Raw genomic sequence first — 24,544 nt, 5'->3', positions numbered from 1 at the left:
ATTTTATGAAAAAGAGAGAAAAAGCAAAAAAAGAGATATGTAAGGTTATAGATAAACACTCTAAAGAAATAATAGAAATTGGGGAGAAGATTTTTAGGATGCCAGAAAAAGGGTTTCAAGAATTTAAAACCTCTTCCTATGTCCAGGAAATATTAGAAAAAAAAGATATACCTTTTCGTTCAGGGCTAGCAATAACAGGCGTGCGTGCTGATTTGAAAGGTGGTAAAAAGGGTCCAACTCTTGCTCTGCTTGGAGAATTGGACGCTCTACCTGTTCCTGACCATCCTTTAGCTGATAAACAAACAGGAGCAGCTCATGCGTGCGGACATAACGCTCAGATAGCAGGTCTGCTTGGAGCTGCTATTGCTTTTAAAAATAGCGGTATTATGCCTTATTTGTCAGGCAATATTTCTTTTATGGCTGTCCCTGCAGAAGAACTTAATGATATTGAGTATAGGTTATCACTTAGAAAAAAGGGGAAAATATCATTTCTTGCAGGTAAACAAGAATTTATAAAAATTGGATGTTTCGATGATGTAGATATGGCAATGATGATACATACAACAATGGGTAACAAAGCAGGGTTTACGGAATCTCATAATGGGTTTGTATTTAAATTTTCTTCTTTTGAAGGTAAAGCGGCTCACGCTGCTGGTCCCCACTCAGGTATAAATACTTTACAGGCGGCAAATATAGCACTTACTGCTCTTAATGCTCAGAACGAAACATTTAAAGATAATGATAGGGTTAGAGTTCATTCAGTATATGAAATACTTAATCCAGCTGTAAATGTGGTGCCACCTAAAGTTATTATGGAAACTCAGGTGAGAGCGTCAAGCGTTGAATCTATAATCGAAACAGCTAACAAAACAGATAGGGCTTTAAAAGCAGGAGCCCTTGCTTTAGGTGCGAAGGTTTCTATACAAACAATCCCTGGATATATGCCGACGGTTCAGAATAAAAAGTTGATAGAAATTTATAAAAAGAATGTTTTATCTTTTATACCTGAAGAAAATTTTTTCTATAGTCCACCGAGAGCCTCTTCTACAGATATGGGAGATGTTTCTCAAGTAATTCCTTCAATTCATCCTTATCTGGGCGGTGCTGAAGGCTCATCCCATGGGAACAATTATAATATAAAAGATAAAAAAATGGCTTATGTAACATCTGCTAAAATGCTTGCTTTATGTGCAATTGACTTGCTATGGGACGGTGCTGTGGAAGCAAAAACGATAATAAAAGAAGCAAAAATGCCCTTTACAAAAGAAGAATACCTTGCTATTCAGGAGAAAACCTTTAAGAAAACGGTTCACAACTATACGAAATAAGGTTTATAAATTACAATAGATAACCTGTTTTTCTTATGGCTAAAGTTACAACAATAAGTTTGTGTAATAGGGAAAGAACTAATTTACTATGCCGCCCTCTTCGCTTAAATATATACCTCTCAATTTCATTTCTACGCTTTGAGGATTTTCTGCATGTAGAAGAGCAGTATCTTTATCTATAAACTCAGTATTCACAAGGTTTACAAGAGAATTCTCAAAATCAACCATACCTTCTTCTTTACCTGCTTTGATTGCTTTAATTATTTTTTCATCCTTCTCTTCTGTTATAAGGCGGGAAATAAGAGAGTTTACAAACATAATTTCGCAAGCCGGTACTCTCTGTATATCTTCCTTAATTGAAGGCAATAGTAACTGAGAATATACGGCTCTCAAGTGTAAAGCAAGGTCTTTTCTTACTTGTGGTTGTCTGTTCTGGGGGAAAAAATTGAGTAATCTTGAAACAGTAAGTGTAGCGTTAGAACTGTGTAAAGTCCCCAACACAAGGTGCCCTGTTTCAGCTGCGTGAAGAGCAAACTCTACTGTATCAGTGTCTCTTATCTCTCCTATGAGTATAATATCAGGATCTTCTCTCACAGCATATTTAAGAGCACCACGGAAAGAATCTACATCTATTCCTATTTCTCTCTGGGTAATAATTGCCTTATCGTTTGTATAAAGAAACTCTATAGGGTCTTCAATACATAATATATGGCACGCCTTCTTCTTGTTTACATCATTGATTATAGCTGCAAGAGTTGAAGATTTTCCGCTTCCAGTAGGACCAGTTACCAAGACAAGTCCATTAATAAAACGAGAAGTGTTTGCCATAGATTCTGGTAGGTGTAGGGAGTGAAAATCAGGAATCTTATCAGAAATTCTACGAGCAACAATAGATGTTGAGCCTCTTTGGCGATAAAAATTAACTCTAAATCTTCCAATACCTTGTGCGCTAAGAGAAATATCTATACTACCTTGTTCTTCAAGAGTTACCTTATCTCTCTCTTTTACCAACACATCTTTCACAATTTCGTCTATTTTTTCATTGGTAAGAAGTGGCACATCATCAACCCTAATTAGAGCTCCCTTTATCCTCATTACAGGGGGAGAACCAACGTGAATATGTATATCAGATGCACCAATCTCTTTAGATTTTTTCATTAACGCAAAAATCAAATTGTTATCACTTACCATTATTCTGCTCCTGTTGAAAATTAAATTGAAATATGTCAACATATATATTACCATATAAATATGAAAATTGCTATTATCTACTTTTCTTTATCAGGGCGAACAAGAAAGTTATCGTATTTACTCAAAGAGACACTTGAGGAACAAGAATTTAATGTTTCAATATCAAGTTTAGAAACAAAAAATACTGGTTCTTTTGTGAAAAATTGTATAGATGCTTTTAAGCAGAAAAGTGTTACCCTTGAATCAATACCTGACGTAAAAGAGACAGACCTTATATTTTTGGGTAGTCCTGTGTGGGCTTTTGATATCTCCCCTGCTATGCGTTCTTTCATTGAACAGTTAGATTTATCAGGAAAGCAAGTTTTTCTTATTTTAACTTATGGAAGCGGAAAAGGGAAAGATAGAGCAATGAACAATTTTGAAAATTTATCTAACAAAAAAGGTGCAGAAGTTTTAGGTAAAAGATTTGTAAAAGGAAGAAAAGTAGATGAAGAATTTCCTACTATACAAGGAGGCATCAAAGAATGTTTAAAACAATTTCAACAGACAAAGCGCCGTGGGCAATAGGTCCTTATTCTCAAGCAGTAGTCTCTGGGGACCTTGTTTTTCTATCAGGTCAGATTCCTATAGACCCTTCTACTAACGAGATAATTAAGGGAGATATTTCAGCACAAACCCAACAAGTTATAAACAATATAATAGTAATACTAAAAGAAGCAAAATGTGAGATTGAAAACGTGATTAAAACAACGGTTTTTTTACAAGATATGCAAGATTTTAATGAGATGAACCTTGTATACGCAAGTTTTTTTAAACATAAACCAGCACGAAGCACAGTCCAGGTTGCTTGCCTTCCTAAAAAAGCTTTGGTTGAGATAGAATGTATTGCTATTAAAGGGTGATTATTCCCCTATAATTTTTATTAATACCCGTTTTCTTCTATTTCCATCAAATTCACCGTAGAAAATCTGTTCCCAAGGTCCAAAGTCAAGTTTTCCTTTGGTTACAGCTAACACCGCTTCTCTGCCCATAATTTGTCTTTTTATATGGGCGTCAGCATTATCTTCGCCTGTGTTGTTATGTGCATACTGAGAAATAGGCTGATGAGGAGCAATTTTTTCAAGCCAAACCTTATAGTCTTTATGTAGACCACTTTCGTCATCATTCACAAAAACACTGGCTGTTATATGCATAGCATTAACGAGGCATAACCCTTCTTTTATTCCACTTTCATCAATAGCTTTCTGTACTTCCTCTGTTATATTAACCAATCCTACCCGTTGAGGTATATTGAAATAGAGTTCTTTTCTCCAACTTTTCATATATTCATATTCCTTTCTTTTAATTATGGAACAAAAACAGCTTTTATAATAGGTTGAGAACCATCAATAATAGAAGACATTATTTCTTTTGCCTGAGTAAAACCGAATGTATTAGTAATAATATCAGCAGCTGGTAAAAGACCTTCTTTAAGAAGGTTTATAGCTACAGGAAAATTTATTGCTGGCTCAGCAAAAGTGGGTTTCAGAGTGATTTTTCTAAATATCATATCATTTATATCTACACTAATTTTATTTTTTCCTCCGAAATGTAGACCATAAAAAGTAATAATACCTCCAAACCGTATAATCTTAAACGCATCTTCCATACTTTGTGGTGGAGAAGAGACTATTACCCTATCCACGCCATCAGGAAAAACTTTCTTAATTTCTTCTTCAATATTATGTTTTCCGTTTTCTAGGACAAGGTCGCAACCCCATTTTTGCGCCAGATTGAGTCTTGCTTCCTCTCTTGGGTTATCTTTAGGTAACCCAGTTATTCCGACAAATCCTGCACCTCTCAACTTTGCAATTTTGGCTGACATCAATCCCAATGGACCAGGTCCAAGCACTACAACACTCCCCCCTAAAGGTATTTCAGCGTTAAGCACAGAGGTGAGAGAAACCGCGAGAGGTTCAGTTAAAGATGCTGATACATAGTCAAGACCATCAAACTTGTTAAGAGAGTTAAAGTTGACCGACATATATTCAGCCATACCAGGTTGACCTTCCATATCATACATATTTCTACAAAACTCAACATGCCCACTTTTACAATCTTTACAGACCCCACACATAGAGCAATCTTCAACTATTACAGAATCCCCAACCTTGATATTCTTTACATTTTTTCCAATTTCAACAACTTCTGCTGCAATTTCGTGCCCAAGAGCCATAGGGTCACCATCCCAATCATTAACAAAATTTATATCTGTTCCGCATACACCACAAGCATGTATTTTAACTATAACATGGTTTTCATCAGGTGGTGGAATATTTATTGTTCTTGTTTGAATATCAAGATGTTTTTTGCCATAAAGTCCTTTACTTTCCATTCTCATCTCCTTTATCTTTATTCAATACTCAACCTGCTCCATATAATTTACCGTCAGCTCCCGGATAAACAGGGTCGTCAACGTGTTTAAGAGCAGTATCTATATCTGCAAAAACTTTTTTGAAAGCACAAACTATCTTTTCCATCAGTTTTAAGTCGTTAGGTGCATGAACACCGTGAACTACGCTATAATTTTCACATAGTTTTTTAGCAACAGGGAATTGGTCAACATTATAGTTATAATCGATTCCTTTATCTTCATTTAATGACCAAGGATATTTTGAACCACCGTACCCAAGCTTACTTTGAAACAAATCTTGTGCTGGAACAGGCATAGTTTGCCACTGTCCTACTAAAACACCTTCTTTATATAGAGATTTTTCTATGGCTGTCCTAAACCTTAAAGGGGAACAATTTATACCAACCGCCTGTGGGTCAAACCTTACATTATACATAAAATATACGTGTTTACATTCTGGCGGGCAATATGGAGGGATAACTCCTGGTATTCTACTTAGTTGTTCTGTAAGATAGTTGGCATTTTTAATTCTTATTTCATTATATTCATCAAGATGTTTAAGTTGACCTCTGGTAAACGCTGCAGGCAACTCATGGTTTCTATACATATACCCAAGGATAGATGCATTATATTTTCTTCTGTGGCTAACTTCGTCAATTTCATCACCAAAACATCTTATTAGGTTACCTTTCTGTAATAGAACCTCATCGTTGGTTACAAATAGACCACCTTCGCCTCCAGACAGGTTTTTATAGTTATTAAGACTAAAAGCAGCAGCATCGCCCATAGTGCCTACTTTCTTACCTTTATATGTGGCTCCGTGCGCTTGACAGGCATCTTCTATTACAAACAGGTTATGTTTTTCTGCTATTTTAAGGATAGGGTCCATATCTGCTGATAATCCCTGTATATGTACTGGAATTATAGCTTTTGTTCGTTCAGTTATAACTGCTTCAATTTTAGAAGGGTCTATATTGTATGTTCTGTTATCAATATCAACAAATACTGGCACACCGTTCTGATGTATAGCACACGAAGCAGAAGCAAGAAAAGTAAATGCAGAGGTGATAACTTCATCACCTGGTTTTATCCCTATAGCTGAAAGAGCCATATGCAATGCAGCAGTACCACTACATGTTGTAAGACAATGTTTTATACCAAGATACTCTGCCCATTCTTTCTCAAGTGCAGAAACCTGCGGAGCAGTTCCACCAGCGAAAACACCGCTATCCATTACTTCGTTAATGTAAGCACGGGTTGCGTTGTTAACAATAGGCCAGTTTTTATAATCACTTCTTTCTAAAACAGGTTTACCACCTTCTATAGCTAATTTCTCTTTCATACTTCCCTCCATATTATTTTTTATAATGAACTGTTTTAAGTGTAGTCAATCTGTCAAGTGTTGTCAAGTTTACTTATCAAAATTGAGGGTAAAGGTATCACTTTTATTTTTATATCTTTTATTTCTTATAAAGCACCATAAAATAACCATTTAAAACCTTGTAAAACAAGGAAATTTATTGACTTAAACTTATAAATCGTATATAATATTTAATTATGGGAAATATATGGATTGCTTCGTGGCAACATTGTGATATTGCGGGAAAAATTATAATGGTATCTCTCGGCGTACTTTCATTCTATTCTTGGTATATACTTATAGAAAAACTCTTTTTTCTGAAAGACGTAGAGAAAAAAAATAGACTTTTTGAAAAGAATCTTAAGAGCGGTAAAGTAAAAAATTTTACAAAATCCCCTTTAAACTCAGTTCTTGAATATGGAATAGAACTTAAACAAAAAACAGGATTGGAGCAGATAGATATATACCTTCAAAAAGCTTTCTTACAAGTGCAGTCTAAACTTGAAAAAAACATTACCTCTCTTGCAACCATAGCAACAATTGCGCCCTTCCTTGGACTTCTTGGTACGGTTTGGGGGCTTCTGTTGTCGTTTATGGGTATTTCTGTTGCAGGTTCTTCTTCTGTCAAGGTTGTTGCTGCTGGGGTTTCGGAGGCTCTGATTACAACTGTTGCTGGTTTGATAGTCGCTATTCCTGCCTCAGTAGGATATAATTATTATAGAGGACGCGTTATCAACATTTTAGACAGAATGGAATCTGTTCTTCCTTTTATAGTGAACTACTTGAAGCATACTGAATAGAAATACAGTATTGGAGAGTATTAATATGTTAAGCAGAAGAAATAATAATACAACACTACCTCAGTTAAATATAACCAACCTTGTTGATGTGGCTTTAACACTTGTTGTCATCTTGCTTATCATATCTCCATTTATTGAGCAAGGTATAGAAGTTAATCTTCCAGCTTCTTCTCCTGCGGAGATAAAGATTGAAAAAAGCGTAGTTATTACTGTCGCTTCCAATAATACGTATTACCTTGAAGGTAAAAAAGCTACCTTGAGAGAGATACACAATATACTTCAAAAAAGGGTCAACGAAGGGGAAGACATCTCTGTTATAGTAAAAGGAGATGAAGAAGTCTCTTACAAAAATATTATAAAAGTCCTCGATATATCCAAAAAATGCAAAATAGAGAAGATTGGACTGGCTACACAGATAGAATAAAAAAGAAGAGTTTAGGTATAACTTTTCTAATCCATTGTTTTGGGCTTTTTATCCTTGTTGGTTCACCGTGGAAAAAAAATAATATAATTTCTCATCAAGTGATAGATATTCAGTTAATAAATATCCCTATATCAAAAATATTATCAGAGACCAGTCAAGTGGTCGAAACAAAAGAAGAGATTCAGAAAAAAAAGATTGTTCCTGAACCTTCCAGAGCCAAAGAAGGACCAAAATCCAAAAAAACTTCTGAAGAACAAAAATCTAAAAAAACTTCTATAAGCACAGAAAAGAAAGAAGTTTCTTCTTTTTCAAGCGAAAGTTTCAAAGAAAAACTAATTGCTAAAATAGAAAGTAGACCAGTTAAAACAGAAAAGGAAGTCTATAAAGGAAAATCTGTACAGATTGAAAAACTACAAGGTACTTCTTTAGAGATGTCAGTTGTAAGACAACGAGATGCTATTCCAGACTGGTATGTTATGCTTTTAAAAAGTAAGATAAAAGAGAATTGGAAGGTGCCCAATGTTCTGGGTATCAGGAAGACTACCGTTTCTTTTAGGGTTTACAAAAGTGGCGTGATAGAAAGTGTTTCTCTTGAGTTAAGTTCAGGAAATAGAGGGTTTGATATCTCTGTTGTTGAAGCTGTCAAATCAACAAAAAACATACCCAACTTTCCTTCTGATATAAAACAACCATATTTAGATATTGTTATTGAATTTAGCACGGAGGTGTAACAGTGAAAATAAAAAGTTGCGTACTATTTTTTATATTATTATTTTCGGTAAATCTTTATGCGTCTTCCCCGATATTTCTTAAAATAACAAAAAATTTTAAAGAGAAAGCTGATATATCGATTCTTTTTTCACAAAATAAAGATAACTACTGGGAAAAACTTGTTTCGGTTTTAGGTAGAGATCTTGAATACTCTGGATATTTTTCTGTGAACGAATCTATATTTACGGACAATATTTCTGTTGCAAAGAAGAAGTATACTACCCAAATCCTTCTACTTGGCGACAAACTATCTGACGGTGTAAAGATAAGTATTGAAGATAGGCTTGACGAGAAACTTCTTTTTGAAAAAAATTATAAAAAAACAAAGTTCCCACATATTTTGGCACATAAAATTTGTAATGATATTATGCTACACCTAACAGGTAAACCAGGTATTGCTGAAAGTAAGATTCTTTTTGTATCTGATTCTTCTGGTAAATACCAGATTTATCAAATAGATTATGATGGAGACAATCTAACAAAGTTGACCAACTCAGAGTTTCTTGTTCACTACCCTAAGTGGCTTACCCCTTACAAAGAAATTCTTTTGATTTCTTATAAAGATGGGTGGCCTAAACTTGTTAAAAAAAATATTTTAACAGGCGTTGAAACTATAATCCTTGCAGAACCAGGGTTAAACGCTTGTGCTTCTCCTTGCAAAAAAACAGAAGAGATGGCAGTAGTTTTAAGCAAGACAGGACATCCTGAAATATATATTACAGATTTTAATGGTAAAATCCTTAAAAGAGTGACATATAGTAAAACCACTGATGCATCACCGTCTTTATCTCCTTCTGGTAAAATGATTGCTTTTGTTTCTGACAGACAAGGAACTGCTCAGGTATATACTATGACAAGAGACGGAACAAAAATTAAAAGGATAAGTTATGTTTCTGGGTATTCAACCTCGCCTAGTTGGTCTCCTGATGGAACCTATATTGCGTATGTTTTTATGAAAGCAGGTAATTTTGGTATAGCTATCTATGATGTATCTTCAGGGGAAACGAAAATAGTAAGCGAAACACTTGGAAGCGAAGAGATCTCTTGGGCACCAGACAGTAGACACATAGTATATTCTGATATTAAAAGGCGTCCTCATACGATTATGGTTATAGATATACTCACAGGAGATAGGAGAAGAATAACAAGTAGTAAATATAATGCGTTCAGCCCAAATTGGAGTCCTTTTTGACAAAACAAAGTCTTATTGTATAATAAAGTAAACCATTTTTTAAACGATAGGAGGTAAAATGAGAGTTCTTAAAATCTTATCAATATGTTTAATTATATCTTTTTTTGTAGGGTGCCAGTCTTCTAAAGACGTAAGAGACAAGCATTTGAAAGAGAAGGGAGAAACAGATATAACCAAACCTTCTGCGTTATCTATTTTTACTGAAGACGTAACCCCTTTAACAACTGTAACACCTGAATCAACAGGAACCACAGACGTTTCTACTGGGAAAGGTATGGCTACTGCACAAGAAAAACAGCAAGCAGTTAAAGGAGAATCCATCCCTTTACAACCTATCCCTTTAGATAAGAAATTTAAGTCACCTTCGGAGTTTTCTCCTGAATTAGCACAAATATTTAGTAATGTATATTTCAACTACGATAGATATGATATAGGAGTTGCGGATGTGCCAGTTTTGATAAAGATAAGCCAATATCTTCTCCAAAACCCCAATATGGAGATTTTGATAGAAGGTCACTGTGATGAAAGAGGTACCCGAGAATATAACCTTGTTCTTGGAGAACAGAGGTCGTTAAGTGTTAGAAGGTTTCTTGTTGAACAAGGAGTTTCTCCAAAAAGACTATATACTGTGAGTTACGGTAAAGATAATCCTGTTGATCCAAGAAGTAACGAAGAAGCTTGGGCGAAAAACAGAAGGGTAGAATTTAAAATAGCGGAGTAAATATGAAACGATTAAGTCTTCTATTTTTATGTGTAGTCTTACTGCTTTTTTCAGGTTGTGTTGCTACAAAAGATGATATAGGGTTTGTTCAGAGTAAAGTGACAAACGTTCAAGATGATTTTTATGCTACTTCAAAAGTTATAGGTGAACGTATAAAAGCTCTTGAAACAAATATCAATGAAAACAACTCGATTTTTTCTAACAATATTAAGATTTTGTCAGAAAAAAATGACAGACTATCAAAAGATGTAGAAGACTTATCAAATGAGAAGGCACTTCTTTCAACAAAAATCTCTACAATGGAAGAAGATATCAGAAAACTTATTGGGAAGATAGATGAGTTGGATTATAAGTTTGCAGAAGAGATGAAAAAGGAAAACCTTGTGAATCAGCAGAAAGATTTTGAAATACGTAGAGATATTAAAGGGTTGAAAGAAACTTATAACGATATTATTATTTCCATATCTTCACTTAGTAAAAACTTTTCTTCTATACAAGGTGATGTTTTAGAAATAAACCAATCTCAACTGAAAGTTGCTGATTCTTTGAATAAAATATTATCTGAGGTTGAAAAGAACTCTTCACAAATTTCACAAATGGAAGAAACAACCGGAAAGAATTTTCAGATTTTTATAGATGAACTTACAAGGCAAGAGAGCGAACTTTATAGATTAAAGACAGAATTGTCAAAGACAAACAGTTTGCCTGCTACGTATACTGAGAATAAAGACGAAGAAAAAACAATCAAAGAAGAGAACTCTTCAAATAGGACAAAAACCTATATTGTAAAAAAGGGAGATAGTATAGGTGTGATTGCAAGCCGCTTCAACACAACATCTCAAGCAATAAAAAAACTTAACAACCTTCAAACCGACAAAATCTTTGTAGGGCAAAAACTTACAATCCCTTAATATTGTTTTTTTGATATATAATAATAGATAGCCACTTTTTAAAAGGTCAAGAAACAATTAAGGTTGTAGAACTACACCCAAAGCTTTTTCTGGATAGTCTACCAGAAGGTTACAAGCCTCTGCTCCTTCATCTAAAGAAAACGAGTGACTTATAATTGAGTTGATATTTAAAGACCTTTTTGATACTGCTTTATAAAACTCTTCAATATTACGTCTTGTTGTCCACGGAACAAACACTTTTGGATAATCGTTACCTTGTTCATAAGAGTCGTCGTGGTATCCGGGGCCAGTTCTTGCGGAACTTCTTATATCAAGGTTACCTAATGTGGAGGCAAACCTTGTTTTTATTTCGCATCCACCCGGTATAACAATTCTACCCATCAAATGTCCATCCTGAGATACTTTCATTATCTTAAGAATCTTTTGAAAAAATAGGGTAGCGTCTCCTCCAAAACATAAAAAGACTGCATCTATCCCGTACGGGGCAGAAAAGTTTTGACACTCTTCAATCCAACTATCATTCTCAGGAGTTAAAACAAGTTCAAACCCTACTTTTTTGGATATAACTCTTCGATTTTCAAAGAAATCAATACCAACAGTATGGCAACCACATAAAGATGCCAGTTGACCTATCATATTTCCAACGATACCTAAGCCTGCAATAAAAAAGTTTTCTCCAAATTCTGTTTGAGCTCTTCTTATTGCTTGGACAGCAGTTCCTGCAAGGTTTGTGAAGGCAGCCTCTTGGAATGAAACGTTTTCAGGGATAGGAATACATAGATTTTGTGGAACAACAGCAATGCTTGCATGTCTTGCACCGCTACCCATGCAGGCAACCCTCATTCCTTCTTTAAGGTTTTTTACTTGTTTACCTATTTCTACAACTATTCCACTATTCTGATATCCAAAAGCTCTGCTATTAGTTGAATTAGAAGGGTTAGCTCTTAAGTGTTTTATACCGCCAAGTTCGGTACCGGGGCTTATTCCTGATGCTTTGACTTCCACAAGAACATCATACTCATTTAAAGAGGGTACATCTTGCAGTTCCACTTCAAATCTTCCTGCTCCGTCAATAGTCAGAATCTTTCGTTTCATTTGTTTCTCCAAAAGGTTTAAACTTTCTAACTACTAAGGACATTAAAAAAGCGCCCCCAAGGGGATTCGAACCCCTCCTGCCACCTTGAAAGAGTGGTGACCTAACCAATAGTCGATGGGGGCGTATCTTTAAACAAAATGTATATTTACATTAACACAAGAACCAATTAACTATTATACAACCTATTCTTTGTTTTGTCAATCTTATTGATAAAAAAGGTTAAAATGATATAATTTCAATTGATTGTGGTTTATTTATTAGTTTGTAAAAAAACTGGGTAGTTTATATTTATTTGCAATTGTTATATATGTTCAACCAAAAAAAGGAGTGAATGTATGAATAAAAAAATAAAGGTATTATGGAATAATATATCTGGTGAGGGTAGGGTTGAAGCAGTTAATGGCAAGATAAAATCTGTTCGTGTTGTATCAGGGAAAGGCAAAACTCATAATAAAAATTTTTCTTTTGAGCCAGGTTCAGCAGTTATTGAAATTTTAATATCAGAGTCTATGGTTTCTCTTGGTGCATTTGCTACAATAGTTAATATTCGTGGTAAGACCCCTTTCTCTTTTTTTCTCAGGGACGTTTTATGTTCTGAAAACCCTATCTGGATATCTGAATATCAAGTGGTAGTGTTGCCTGCAGAAGATAATCGTTCTTACCAAGAGGTAATAAAAGATATTGAAGCAAAACAGATAGTAGCAGATTTTACAGATTTTGAGAATCAGCAGGAAGAGACCTTTGAAAATAGTGCATCAAAAAATAGAGAACAATATGCCCCAACCTGGTTGGGTATATCGAGAGATATGAGAATATTCCGTTTTGGTTATCAGGAAAGATATGGTTTTTTTGGAAAAATAACGCCTTCTTATCTTGCTTATAAAAGCCCATTGTGGCAGAGAGACCTTCTTTTTGCGACTGGACAAGGATCCTCGTGCCGGTATGATGTTACAAGAAGACTTGATGAAGGTTTCTTGCCTATCCTTAGAGGTGTTCAGAAAGAGAAATTTATGGAGTACCATATTACTGCTTTTGCTTCACTTGAAAAAAGCGTACTAAAAAAAGATAAGGTAAGGGGTACGGATTGGCTTGCTGCTTACGCAAATTCAGGTGGAAATATGTTGGGTGAAGATGGTAAAGAAAAAATAAAGGATTTTCTTGAAAAAGAGATGTACGGTAGAGAAGAAGAGGTGGTTTTATGTTGTAGGGTTGAGGCAGTTAATATGGGAAAAACCCCTTGTTATGCATGGTTTAAAAGTCCATATTTTCTTGTTGGAAAAGATTTAGAAGGGATAAGGTTTGATGGTTCAAACGGGTTTACTTACATTAATGATAAAATACTCTCATTAACCCTTCTTAACCAAAGACCAATCCCTCAACAAGAGGTGGCAATTCTTGTACCGCCCGGAGATAAAACGGTTTTTGATATGTTTATTCCTCACTCACCTTTACCAGAAAAAAGAGGTGATAACCTGTTGAAAATTGATTTTGATACTCATCTCAATGGAGCTCGAAGTTATTGGAAAGAGAAACTTGATAATACTGCATCCTTTGATGTCCCAGAAAAAAAGATAAACGAGATAATAAAAGCAGGTCTTTTTCATTGTGATATAGTAGCTCTCGGAAAAGAGCCAAACGAGCCGGTTGCGCCCCATATAGGTTGGTATAGTCCGATAGGAACAGAGAGTTCGCCTATTATACAATATTTTGATTCTGTAGGTTGGCATAAACTTGCAGAAAGATCTATCCAGTTTTTCTTTGAAAGACAGTATGAGAACGGTTTCATACAGAACTTTGGTAGATACGAAAGTGAAACAGGTCCTCTCTTATGGACAGCCGGAGAGCATTTTAGATACACAGGAGATGAGAAGTGGGTAAAAAAAGTTTTACCAAATATAAAGAAAGCTGTTGAATATATACTAAAATGGAGAGAAAAAAACAAGACAGAAGATAACCGAAAGAGAGGGTTTTACGGAATGTTAGATGGAAAAGTAGCCGATCCAAACGATTATTACCATTCATTTTTTCTTAATGCTGGCAGTTATATTGGTTTAAAAAGAGTGGTAGAAATGACACAAAATATTGAGCCAAAATACTCTAATAAATTGAAAGTAGAAGTTGAGAAATATAAAGAAGATATTAGGAACGGTTTCTATTTTGCTATGTCTAACGCTCCATTAGTCCCAGTAGGTGATGGTTCTTGGGCGCCTTTTATGCCTCCCTGGGTGGAACATAACGGCAATATTATTCTTTTTGCAGACGGCGGGAACTGGTTCTCTCACGGCGCTTTTGCTGTTAGAGGAGTAACAACTGGTTCTCTATGGCTTATAATAAGCGAGGTTTTAGCCCCTGATGAACTTGGGTCCAATTTTCTTTTAAAGGTTAACCAGTTTCCGGTTACACTTGAGAATGCAGCTTTAAGCCAACCCTACTATTCAAGACACGATTTTGCTCATATTAAAAGAGGTGAAGTTAAATCTTTTCTAAAATGCTATTATAACCAACTGACGGCTCTCATAGATAGAGAAACATACACTTTTTGGGAACACTATTTTGAGGCAGGTCAACATAAAACTCATGAAGAAGCCTGGTTTCTTATGCAAACACGTTGGATGCTTTATCTTGAAGATGGCGATACTCTTAATCTTTTTTCAGCAATCCCAAGAAAATGGCTTGAGAACGGCAAAGAAATAAAGATTGAAAACGCTACAAGTTATTTTGGTAAAATATCTTTTGGAACTATTTCAGAACTTGAAGAGAATAATAGTATAACCGCTTACTTTGAGTGTAAAAACAATAAAAAACTAAACAAAGTAAAGATAAGAGTTCCACATCCTAAAGGTATAAAGCCAGTAAAGGTGAAAGGCGGTTCTTATTGTTCAGATACCGAAACGGTTGAAATTGATAATTTCAAAAAGAGTTGTTCTGTAAAACTCTTCTTTTAATTAACTGAATACGAAGGTCAGACCTTCGTCTTAGTCAAGTGTAGCGTATGGGGATGGGCTGTTAGTTTTCCCCCATTCCGTCTTTTGTAGTTTGTCTTGCGAGCTTTATCCACCAAAGCCTTGGCGTAGGAGGGCGTTTTTTGGCGTGGCAATCCCGCCGAAGGCGAAAAAGGAATGGGAATAAACAATAGTGTATAAGATAAAAGAGAGACTGCCCAGTCACATAAAGCGTTTCAACCTGCGTCAAGGTATACCTGCCGAAGCTTGTAGGTTAGCGTAGGTTGGCTTAGGCAGACATGCCTTAGCAATGACAAACTGTGTGGGTTAAGTGAGAGATCCTGAAACAAGTTCAGGACAACAAATTTGGGCGTTCATAGACACATATTTTTTTAACGAAGAAAAGACAAAAGATATCGCTTAGTCAAATTTAGTAGAACGAAACTGTTAAAAAGGAGGTTATATGAGAATCTTAAGATACACTCTTTTTTTTATTTTTTCTATTCTTTATATAGCAAAACCTGAAAGTATTGGTTATCAAGAATGGTTGAAAAAACGAGACGCTCTAAAACAAGATAAAAACGTTGTAAGGTATTATACTTTCGAAAATGTTTCTGGTAGCGAAAGTGTAGTAAAAGATTTAAGCGGTAACGGAGGAGATTTAAAGTATGTTCCTTATATTGATAGAAGTACAAAAGAAATTTTTGACGATATTAAGGTAGTTGAAGGCAGATGGTCTGAGAAAAATGCTGTACGGCTTGATAGAGGTTTTTATCAAGGACCAACATACAATATAGAAAACAGACAGTTTACAGCAGAGGTATGGTTCCGTAGAATAGCACCTGGTAGTATTGTTCCTGCAAGTAAAAGAAAAGACGGGCACATTATGTCTGTCTCAGGTTATACACAAGGGTGGCGTATATACACCACTTACGATCCTGTATCTGGTGTAATTTTAGGTGTAGGAAAAAAAGGTGGTTGCAATATAAGAATTAACGCCGCTATAACAGATAATCAATGGCAACATCTTGTTTTTACTTGGGATGGAAAAACAATAAATCTTTATCTTAACGGTATGCTTATTTCTTCAACAGGGTATGAAGAAGAATATATTGCGGTAGGTAATCCTAACCAGTTTAAGGTAGGTTTCTCTGAACTTGGAGTTGGTTCAATTATAGTAGATATAGATGAGATAATTTTGTACAACAGAGTTTTAACAGGAAAAGAAGTAGAAGAACTTAGTAAAGGTCCAGAAGGGTTTTCGCAAAAAGAAATTTTTGAAAAAGCCGATACCTTTATTAAAAATAGAGATTATAATAAAGTTCGCTCTGAATACGAAAAACTTAAAAGATTCCCAAATAATGGATTGGAATTGGCTCTATTTAATATATCTGAAAGTTATAGGTTAGAAAAAGACTATAAGAATACTCATAGCACATTTAAAAAAATATTTGAACTAAAGAATCTGTCTCCTTATTATCGCATATATGGTTTATTCAAACAAGCAGAAGTATATACGGAACAGAAAGACTACGAAAAAGCACGGCAGGCATATCTTGATATAATCAAATCTAAAAACGCTTCAAAACACCATATTTTTAATGCACGACTCTTTATAGCAGATATATACAAATCTCAAGGAAATTATTCTTTTTCAAAACCGCTTTATGAAGAACTTTTAAGAGAAGAGGAATCTTCTTCTTTTCCCAATGATGGCTATCGTTTTGATATAAGAAGAAGACTTGAAGAGATAGAAGGGGTACCTGATGGAGCAACAATAAAAAATATTAGGCAGAAAAGAGCAGAATGGGTAAATTGCCCAAACTATTCCTTATACGTTTCTTTGGAAGGTAACGACTTAAATGCTGGGACGAAAGAAAAACCTTTTGCAACAATAAGACGGGCACAAGAAGAGGTAAAAAAAATCAAAGAGAAGGGGATGCCTGCAGGTGGTATAAACGTATATTTTAGGGGAGGAAAATATTTTTTAACAGATACCATTGTTTTTGGAAAACAAGACTCAGGAGAGCAAGATGCACCTGTTGTTTATCGCAACTATCAAGGAGAAGAGGTACGGATTATTGGAGGTAAACAGGTTAGAAATTTTAAGTTGGTTGATGAGGTAAAAATTCTTGAAAGGCTCCCAGAGGAAGCAAGAGGAAAAGTTTGGGTTGCAGACCTAAAAGAAGCAGGAATAACAGAATATGGTCAATTGTTGCCTCGAGGGAGGCATATAAGAAAACCGCGTCCTGGTGCTCTTGAACTTATATGTGACGGGAAAATAATGAAACTGGCTCGATGGCCTAACGAAGGTTGGGAAAGGGTTGCTGGGTTGACTGAAGTTGAAGGAATTTATCGAAAGACAGAGTATCAGCGGGGAAAATTTATATACTCTGGAGATAGACCTGAAAGATGGAAAGAAGAAAAAGATATGTGGGTGAAAGGATACCTTGGTATAAACCAACCTTATTCTCTTATACATGTTAAGATAGGTTCAATAGATACAGAAAAAAAAGTAATAAACCTTCTACCTGATATTTTGCCTGATGCTTGCTCTTGGTTAGCAGTAGCGCCTGTAGCTAAAAAACATCCGTATTTTGTTTATAATATTTTAAGTGAACTCGATTCTCCTGGAGAGTTTTATCTTGATAGAGATACAGGAAAACTATATTTTTATCCACCCAGTGATATCTCAAAAAATGAGATAATAGTTACAACTTTAGATAAACCTATTGTATCTTTTAACAGTACGTCTAACATTGTTTTGTCTGGGCTTCTATTTGAAGGGACCTGGCGAAACGGAATAGAAATAAAGAAAGGAACCAACAACCTTATAGCAGGTTGCACTATAAGAAATACTGGCCAGTTTGCTATTAGGATAGAGAGCGGTTGGGCACATAAAGTTGTTGGTTGTGATATGTACGATATGGGCGAAGGCGGTGTGGCTCTTAACGGTGGCGACAGAACAAAACTTATACCTGCACAACATACTGTTGAAAATAATCATATACACCATTACAACAGATTTTGCGGTGGGTACAGAATGGCTGTCTGGATAGAAGGTATTGGGCAAATAGTTTCCCATAACTTAATAAATGATACCCCTATGCAGGCAATATATTTTAATGAAAACGACCATATAATTGAATACAACGAGATACACGACGTGCTTTCTGAAGGTCAAGAACTTGGTGCAATGTATATTTATGGCGAATCAACAGCTCTTATGAACCGTGGCACTATTATCAAGAATAATTTCTTTCACCATATAAGCAACCATTCCTCGCCAAATTTTTCACACGGTATAAATGCTATACATATTGACGCAATGAACTCTGGACTTGTAGTAGATAAAAATATTTTCTATAAATTCCCTAATGGGATATCCAGTACTTTTCCCGGCAATTATCTTACCAATAACATCTTTATTGAGGGAGAAGGTACAAGTATATCTCAGGGCGACAGGTCAAATATTTTTTGTGTAGGTCAAGATATAGATGCAGGACCAAATATAAATTCAATGAACAGATTATCAGCCCAGCATAAGAAATTTAGGACTAAACAACCACCTTGGAGTTATAGATACCCTCCAATCTTTGAACTGATGAAGAACCAACCATCAGGATGGGGAAAAATAAAAGGCAGTATAATTGAAAGAAATATCAATACCCAAGGACGTTTTGTTACCTTTGGACGAGATACCAGAGGTACAACATTGTTTGAGAACAACTGGGATGGACAAGACCCTATCTTTTTGAATGTTGAAGAGATGGATTTTCAACTCAGATTAGGTTCGCCTATTTATGGTTTAACAGGATGTGACCCTGTATGTATGAACAATATAGGAGTATACAAAGATGTTTTAAGGGCAAGTTGGCCTGTCAGCAGAACAAAAGAAGATATTGGTAGATATTTTTATACCGATTTTAAAGCCATTTCTGGTATAAGTGAATCTATGCAGGTTTTGAAAAGAATCAGCCCAACTCTCACTTTCAATGTTCCGCTCCGAGCATCTTCTATAAACATAGATGGAGAATTGAAAAAAGAAGAATGGGGAGATTTAGATAAAAATAATGGAATATCGATAAACAAACATTTTAAAAGTGGCGAAGAGAAAGGTCCAAATTCGTACGTCTGGTTAAATTATGACACAGATTACCTGTATATAGGTGTGCAGAATGAGGTTGACCCATGGTTGGAAAATATGCCAGAACGTCTAAAGAAACATATTCCAATATTGGAGGTATCAATAGAAAGTCAGTTTGGGTTTCATAATAGAGGTTGGTGGCTTGAAGATATGCCAACAGGTCCTATATACATTTTTAAAGGAGATTTTGAAGGTAATTATGGGTTGGTAAATATGTTTAATATGCCGTTTAATGTTGTAAAAGATATTGAACAATCGATAGAATATAAATCACATATTATTGATGAAGAAAATTTGAGTTGGCAAGCAGAGATGAAGATACCTCTCAAAAAAATCGGTATAAACTCTAATGAAGTTGATAAACTATCTTTCAATATAGGTATTTCTAAAAGAGGCGGCTGGTCTGCATGGATACCAACAGGTGACGCTATTTGGCGGATTGAAAACGCAGGATTTATTAAATTTTTAAAATAGATGCATAAATTTTGTTCAACTAATTTTTACGGAGACAACAAGAAATGAATAAAGAAGTAAGGATTTTATCTTTGACTGGGCTTCTTGGGTACGGATATCCGGCTGAAAGTTTAAAAGAAGGTATGAAAAAAAACCCTCATTTTATTGGTGTTGATGCAGGTTCTTCCGATCCTGGACCATTCTACCTTGGTAGCGGAAAATCTCTTACCAAAAAACTTCAAATCAAGCGAGATCTTCAATTGGCAATAGAAGCCGCTGTTACGGCAAAAATACCTCTGATTATTGGTAGTGCAGGAACTTCTGGGAGCAAAGTTCATCTTAATTTTACTGAAAAAATAATAAAAGAAATATCAGAAGAAGAGTCTTTATCATTAAAAATTGCTTTAATACCGGCAGATATAAATAAAAAAATAGTAAAACAGGCGTTAAAAAAAAATAGAGTCAAACCTCTTGGAGAAACGGTTCCTGATCTTACTCCGAAAATTGTTGATGAATCTGTAAGGATTGTGGGGCAGATGGGTGTTGCTCCATTTATTGATGCACTAAAAGCCAAACCTGATATAATACTTGCGGGTCGTGCCTGCGATACGGCAATTTTTGCATCTTACCCTATAATGGAGGGGTTTGATGTAGGTCTATCATACCACCTTGCAAAAATACTTGAGTGTGGCGCTCTTGCAAGTGTTCCTGCTTCAGCCAGCGATTGTATGTTCGGAATAATCGGAAAAGACTATTTTGAGGTTGAACCTACAAATCCTTTAAGAAAATGTACAAAAATTTCGGTCGCTGCCCATAGTCTTTATGAACAGTTAAGCCCATTTGGGTTTTATGAGCCAGAAGGATATGTTGATCTTTCTGGATGCAAATTTGTGCAGAAGAGTAACTGTTGTGTTAGAGTAACGGGTAGTTTTTTCAAACCAGCACAAGGAAACCAGACGATAAAACTTGAAGGAGTTGTTAAACGGGGTTATCATACAATTGCTGTAGGAGGGATAAGGAGCCAAGATGTAATTAAGAACATTCCTAATATGGAAAAAGATGTTTCTGAAAAAATCAAGGAGATGTTGCCATCTGATATTATTAAAGAAGGTTATCTCTTAAATTTTCTATTTTATGGTAGAGATGGAGTGCTGGGTGAACTTGAACCAGAAATTGATAAGACGCCCTATGAAGTAGGTATCGTTATAGAAGGAATAGCTCAGACTCAAGATAAAGCCGACACTGTGTGTGCTCTTGCTCGCTCTCTGATATTACATTATGGGTTTGAGGGAAGGAAATCTACTGCCGGTAATGTTGCTTTCCCTTTTTCTCCATCAGATTTTTCAGGAGGTCCTGTATATGAGTTTAGTGTTTATCATCTTATGGAAGTTAAGGATGCAGGTTACTTGTTTCCCGTTGAATTTAAGGAGATATGATATATGAAAAAACTGTATGAAAGAGCGGATGTTTTTCGGAGTAAAAACGCAGGACCATTCTTTATTACTATAGATATAATCTTTAACACAGAAGATGACTTTGAAAGGGCTCTTAACACAAAACAAATAGACCAATCTGTTATTGCTAAATCTTATGGCCTGAAAAAAGATAGCGTGAAAATATACTATTTTTCAGCTGCACTAGCTGTTAAGGTGGTATTTCCAAGGCAAATTAGTTCAGGTGCTCCAGGCGATAGAGATGTTTACGGAGCACAGCAAGCAGGTCTGCTTGAGAATATTCTTTAAAAGATATTCTTATGTTAAATATATAAATTTTTCTTTACAGGAGGATAAATGGCAAAAAAAGAAAAAATGATAAGAGTAGGGGTTGTTGGTGTAGGAAGAGGAGCTGGGTTTGCGAGAGGAGCGGTTGAACCCCTTGGTATGGAACTTGTTGCTTTATGTGATATATGGGAAGAAAGATTGAATAGTTTGGGTAAAGAACTAAATGTTTCAACCTATACAGACTATGATAAATTTCTTGAACACGATATGGATGCTGTGGTGTTGGCGAACTATTTTCACCAGCACGCTCCTTTTGCTATAAAAGCTCTTAAAGCAGATAAACATGTTATGAGTGAAACATCGGCATGTTTTACGTTGGCGGAAGGAGTGGCTCTCATTGAAGCAGTAGAGAAGAGCGGGAAAATATATAGTTTTGCTGAAAACTATCCTTATATGGTTTTCAATCAAGAAATGCGTAGACTTTACCAGAAAGGAGATATGGGGAAATTTCTTTATGGTGAAGGCGAATATGTACACCCTATGAAAGCATCTTCGGCCAACTCCATTTCTCCGGGGATGAACCATTGGAGAAACTGGCATCCTGCAACTTACTATTGCACGCATTCATTAGGTCCTGTAATGTTTATTACCGATACTTTGCCAGTAAAGGTTAATGGTTTTGTGGTACCGTATGATTTTTATGATAAGAACCGTAAGAAAACAGTTAGGGTAGGAGATATGGCTTGTTCCATAATTACAAGGATGGATAACGGAGCAATTGTCAAAGCAGTACACGGTGGGCTTAGGGGGCACGGTAACTGGGTACGTATCCACTGTAACAGAGGGCTAATGGAAAACTTGCGTGTTGGAGACAGTAATATGCTTAGAGTAAGAAAGGAACCTTTTGACAAGAATCCTGATGAACCTATTGAGAAAATATATAAACCCGAATTTCCATCTTACGCAAGAGACGCTGGTAAGTACGGGCATGCAGGTGGCGATTTCTTTACCAACTACTTTTTTGCGCAAGCAATAAAGACCGGTGAACAGCCGTATCTGGATGTTTACAAGGGAGTGGCAATGTCTATAACAGGCATTCTGGCATACCGGTCGGCGTTGAACGATTCAAATACTCTGGAGGTTCCTGATTTAAGAAAGAAAAGCGAAAGAGCAAAATATGCAAAGGACGACTGGAACCCCGACCCTACAAGATATAAAGAGGGTTATCCGCTTCCAAGCATTTTAGGAGATATTAAGCCCTCAAAAGAAGGTGTTGTTTTTGCAAAGAAGATATGGGCTGCAGAGGGATATAGGGAAAAAGAGCAGGCAAAATATGGTAAAGAATAAATTAAAAATAGTTTTATAACTTAACAATACTTTGGAGGTATTATGAAGACTTATGTAATAGTAGATTCTTCTCAAGTTTTTGAGTATGAAGGTTTTAAAAATTCAGTTTTAAGGGCACTTAAACATTTTGGTATATTTTTTGAAATAGTTGACCTAAGTCAGACAAGCGTTTCTTCTGAAATTCTCAAAGACGCTCATCTGTTAATTTTTGCCCAAGAGAATATTGGTAAAAACATAGATAGTACAGAGTGGCAAGCGATTCTGAATTCTGTATCAGAGGGTATGGGGCTTTTGTCTTTAGACGGAAACCTATCCTTATATCCCACAACTGTTTTAAAGAGTCTAAACATTATTCCTGGGAAAGATACAAAAATAACTTCTCTAAAGTTAAAAGAAGGGAGTACATTTAGTAGTATCGTTGAAGAAGAAGTTATACTTGAAACCCCTGTCCCTTCTTTGCCGAATGTAGCAAAAGAAGACTGGTCAGTTTTTTTAACTAATGAAGAAGGTATCCCATCTGCTTCATTCAGGTTTTTTGGTGCAGGTAGGGTTATACTATTTTCTATATCTTCTCTTATTTGGCAGAATGAGTATATTGGATTTGCAGGTCCTCTCGATAGAGTTTTTAGAGACTCGATTGTTTGGGTAGCAAAAAAACCTTATATAATGAAAATAATGCCTCCATTTGTTACAGGAAGAATAGACGATATATCTTTTGGCGGGAGCCGTGTTTTGAAATATAAAGAAACCCTTTCTGGCTTAAAATGGCTCGATATATTAAATGATTACGGGTTTATACCAAACGCTGGTCTTTTTATTGACGACATTTTAGATGAAGATGCCAAAAGATTTAAAGAGAAAGAAGAGTTAGGGCTTGTGGAGTTTTCACCTCATGGTTTTGTTGATTTTGCTTATATGGATAACGAAGATTTATGCCCGATATATTTAAAGCATAATGGTGAAGAATTTACAAATGAAGAGTTGAAAAGAAATTTTGAAAGAGTTGACACAAAATTTAAAAAATGGGGGATAAACTACTCTCAAACAGTAAATGTTCATTATGCAGAGATAGGGATAAACTCCTTACCTTTTCTAAAGGAAAGAGGACACAAATACTTAATGACAAGTATTAGAGTGGGTAAATCATATTTTGACCCTGACGCACGTTCTTGGAAGTTATCTCCGTATGCTAATAGGGATTACTGTTTTGGCTATATTCCAGAAGATAACCATTTTTTTAATGTGCTCTCTACGTCCAAAGGTAAGAACTATTTAGTTCCTCATACAGATATGTTGTATGGATGCACAACTCTTCACAAAGAAAGTCCTTACACCAACGTAGAAAAATCTATAGATAAAGCATTCAACAGAATTAAGCAGGGTATAGATAGAGGTTTTTTTGGTTGTATAGCTACCCATGAACAGAGAATAGCCCAAGTAAATCCACAGGATTGGGAACTAATAATAAAAGGTATCTCAGATAAATTGAGAAGCATTCCACACATTATGGCAAGTTATGATCATATCTCAAGATATGCAGAAAACCGTCTTTTTTCTAATATTAGCCAAGCGTCTTACAATGAATCTAATAGAGAACTTACAATTACCTTAAAAGGGAAAAGTTGTATGGAACAAAAAGTATATCTTTTTACTCAAAACGGCGAAGATATAGTAGAAAAATCTGTTGATATACCAGAGTTTGAAGGTTCTTTAGAATTAAACATAAAATCATCTTGATAAAAAGATAT

20 protein-coding genes and 1 tRNA gene are annotated in these 24,544 nt (G+C 35.5%); 15 read left to right on the top strand and 6 right to left on the bottom strand.

Translation table 11 applies throughout. The features are described 5' to 3' along the window. Window positions 1-5 precede the first annotated feature (5 nt). On the top strand, window positions 6-1,328 hold the full coding sequence (locus tag M0P98_02145; protein MCK9265675.1) for an amidohydrolase: 1,323 nt from the start codon (window positions 6-8) through the stop codon (window positions 1,326-1,328). Between the two features lie 78 nt (window positions 1,329-1,406). On the opposite strand, the gene M0P98_02140 is transcribed toward M0P98_02145, so the two are convergent. Further along, window positions 1,407-2,519: a PilT/PilU family type 4a pilus ATPase gene (locus M0P98_02140; GenBank protein ID MCK9265674.1), complete on the bottom strand. Its 1,113-nt coding sequence runs from the start codon at window positions 2,517-2,519 to the stop codon at window positions 1,407-1,409. 60 nt (window positions 2,520-2,579) lie between these two features. Here M0P98_02140 and M0P98_02135 point away from each other — a divergent pair, with 60 nt between their 5' ends. Both M0P98_02135 and M0P98_02130 read left to right on the top strand, forming a co-directional pair. Next, window positions 2,580-3,086 (top strand): NAD(P)H-dependent oxidoreductase, encoded by a 507-nt coding sequence (locus tag M0P98_02135; protein ID MCK9265673.1) that lies wholly within the window; start codon window positions 2,580-2,582, stop codon window positions 3,084-3,086. Then, window positions 3,044-3,421 carry a RidA family protein gene (locus M0P98_02130; protein ID MCK9265672.1) on the top strand — a complete coding sequence of 126 codons (378 nt, stop codon included), beginning with the start codon at window positions 3,044-3,046 and terminating at the stop codon, window positions 3,419-3,421. The genes M0P98_02135 and M0P98_02130 overlap by 43 nt, the downstream gene beginning before the upstream one ends. On the opposite strand, the gene M0P98_02125 is transcribed toward M0P98_02130, so the two are convergent. From M0P98_02125 to M0P98_02115, 3 genes are read right to left on the bottom strand one after another with little or no spacing between them, the layout of a single operon-like run. Further along, on the bottom strand, window positions 3,422-3,841 hold the full coding sequence (locus M0P98_02125) for a secondary thiamine-phosphate synthase enzyme YjbQ (GenBank protein ID MCK9265671.1): 420 nt from the start codon (window positions 3,839-3,841) through the stop codon (window positions 3,422-3,424). A 23-nt stretch (window positions 3,842-3,864) separates the two neighbouring features. After that, window positions 3,865-4,893: an alcohol dehydrogenase catalytic domain-containing protein gene (locus M0P98_02120; protein ID MCK9265670.1), complete on the bottom strand. Its 1,029-nt coding sequence runs from the start codon at window positions 4,891-4,893 to the stop codon at window positions 3,865-3,867. 28 nt (window positions 4,894-4,921) lie between these two features. Beyond that, window positions 4,922-6,253, bottom strand: coding sequence for a DegT/DnrJ/EryC1/StrS family aminotransferase (locus M0P98_02115; GenBank protein MCK9265669.1), 1,332 nt, complete (start codon window positions 6,251-6,253; stop codon window positions 4,922-4,924). 215 nt (window positions 6,254-6,468) lie between these two features. Between M0P98_02115 and M0P98_02110 the strand changes: the two genes are divergently transcribed. The 6 genes from M0P98_02110 to M0P98_02085 are packed head-to-tail and all read left to right on the top strand — an operon-like array spanning window position 6,469 to window position 11,090. Next, on the top strand, window positions 6,469-7,071 hold the full coding sequence (locus M0P98_02110; GenBank protein MCK9265668.1) for a MotA/TolQ/ExbB proton channel family protein: 603 nt from the start codon (window positions 6,469-6,471) through the stop codon (window positions 7,069-7,071). Window positions 7,072-7,096: 25 nt separating this feature from the next. After that, window positions 7,097-7,495 (top strand): biopolymer transporter ExbD, encoded by a 399-nt coding sequence (locus M0P98_02105; protein MCK9265667.1) that lies wholly within the window; start codon window positions 7,097-7,099, stop codon window positions 7,493-7,495. Beyond that, a complete protein-coding gene (locus M0P98_02100) occupies window positions 7,453-8,226 on the top strand; it encodes a TonB family protein (protein ID MCK9265666.1) in 774 nt (257 codons plus the stop codon). The genes M0P98_02105 and M0P98_02100 overlap by 43 nt, the downstream gene beginning before the upstream one ends. A 2-nt stretch (window positions 8,227-8,228) precedes the next feature. Further along, window positions 8,229-9,458, top strand: a complete 1,230-nt coding sequence (locus tag M0P98_02095) for a hypothetical protein (protein MCK9265665.1) — start codon at window positions 8,229-8,231, stop codon at window positions 9,456-9,458. 58 nt (window positions 9,459-9,516) lie between these two features. Continuing rightward, window positions 9,517-10,179 (top strand): OmpA family protein, encoded by a 663-nt coding sequence (locus M0P98_02090; GenBank protein MCK9265664.1) that lies wholly within the window; start codon window positions 9,517-9,519, stop codon window positions 10,177-10,179. Window positions 10,180-10,181: 2 nt separating this feature from the next. Then, entirely contained in the window at window positions 10,182-11,090 is a 909-nt protein-coding gene (locus M0P98_02085; GenBank protein MCK9265663.1) for a LysM peptidoglycan-binding domain-containing protein, read from the top strand. Between the two features lie 57 nt (window positions 11,091-11,147). Here M0P98_02085 and M0P98_02080 read toward each other — a convergent pair whose 3' ends face one another. Both M0P98_02080 and M0P98_02075 read right to left on the bottom strand, forming a co-directional pair. Next, complete coding sequence (locus tag M0P98_02080; protein MCK9265662.1) at window positions 11,148-12,185, bottom strand: zinc-binding alcohol dehydrogenase; 1,038 nt, start codon at window positions 12,183-12,185, stop codon at window positions 11,148-11,150. Between the two features lie 51 nt (window positions 12,186-12,236). After that, window positions 12,237-12,308 (bottom strand) — tRNA-Glu (locus M0P98_02075). Window positions 12,309-12,521: 213 nt separating this feature from the next. On the opposite strand from M0P98_02075, the gene M0P98_02070 reads away from it, so the two are divergent. The 6 genes from M0P98_02070 (at window position 12,522) to M0P98_02045 (ending at window position 24,533) form a co-directional block, all read left to right on the top strand. Next, window positions 12,522-15,131 (top strand): hypothetical protein, encoded by a 2,610-nt coding sequence (locus tag M0P98_02070; GenBank protein MCK9265661.1) that lies wholly within the window; start codon window positions 12,522-12,524, stop codon window positions 15,129-15,131. Window positions 15,132-15,591: 460 nt separating this feature from the next. Continuing rightward, the gene (locus M0P98_02065; protein ID MCK9265660.1) at window positions 15,592-19,749 is read left to right on the top strand and encodes a right-handed parallel beta-helix repeat-containing protein; all 4,158 of its coding nucleotides are present in this window, start codon (window positions 15,592-15,594) and stop codon (window positions 19,747-19,749) included. Window positions 19,750-19,793: 44 nt separating this feature from the next. After that, window positions 19,794-21,164, top strand: a complete 1,371-nt coding sequence (locus M0P98_02060) for a DUF1446 domain-containing protein (protein MCK9265659.1) — start codon at window positions 19,794-19,796, stop codon at window positions 21,162-21,164. A 3-nt stretch (window positions 21,165-21,167) separates the two neighbouring features. Beyond that, window positions 21,168-21,470, top strand: a complete 303-nt coding sequence (locus M0P98_02055; protein ID MCK9265658.1) for a DUF4387 domain-containing protein — start codon at window positions 21,168-21,170, stop codon at window positions 21,468-21,470. A 48-nt stretch (window positions 21,471-21,518) separates the two neighbouring features. Then, entirely contained in the window at window positions 21,519-22,796 is a 1,278-nt protein-coding gene (locus tag M0P98_02050; protein MCK9265657.1) for a Gfo/Idh/MocA family oxidoreductase, read from the top strand. Window positions 22,797-22,838: 42 nt separating this feature from the next. Beyond that, a complete protein-coding gene (locus M0P98_02045) occupies window positions 22,839-24,533 on the top strand; it encodes a hypothetical protein (GenBank protein ID MCK9265656.1) in 1,695 nt (564 codons plus the stop codon). The last annotated feature ends 11 nt before the right edge of the window (window positions 24,534-24,544 follow it).

It is taken from the genome of bacterium, assembly GCA_023230585.1.
GTDB lineage: Bacteria > Ratteibacteria > UBA8468 > B48-G9 > JAFGKM01 > JALNXB01.
The sequence above is the reverse complement of the archived record's forward strand: the minus strand, read 5'-3'. Positions and strand labels throughout refer to the sequence as shown.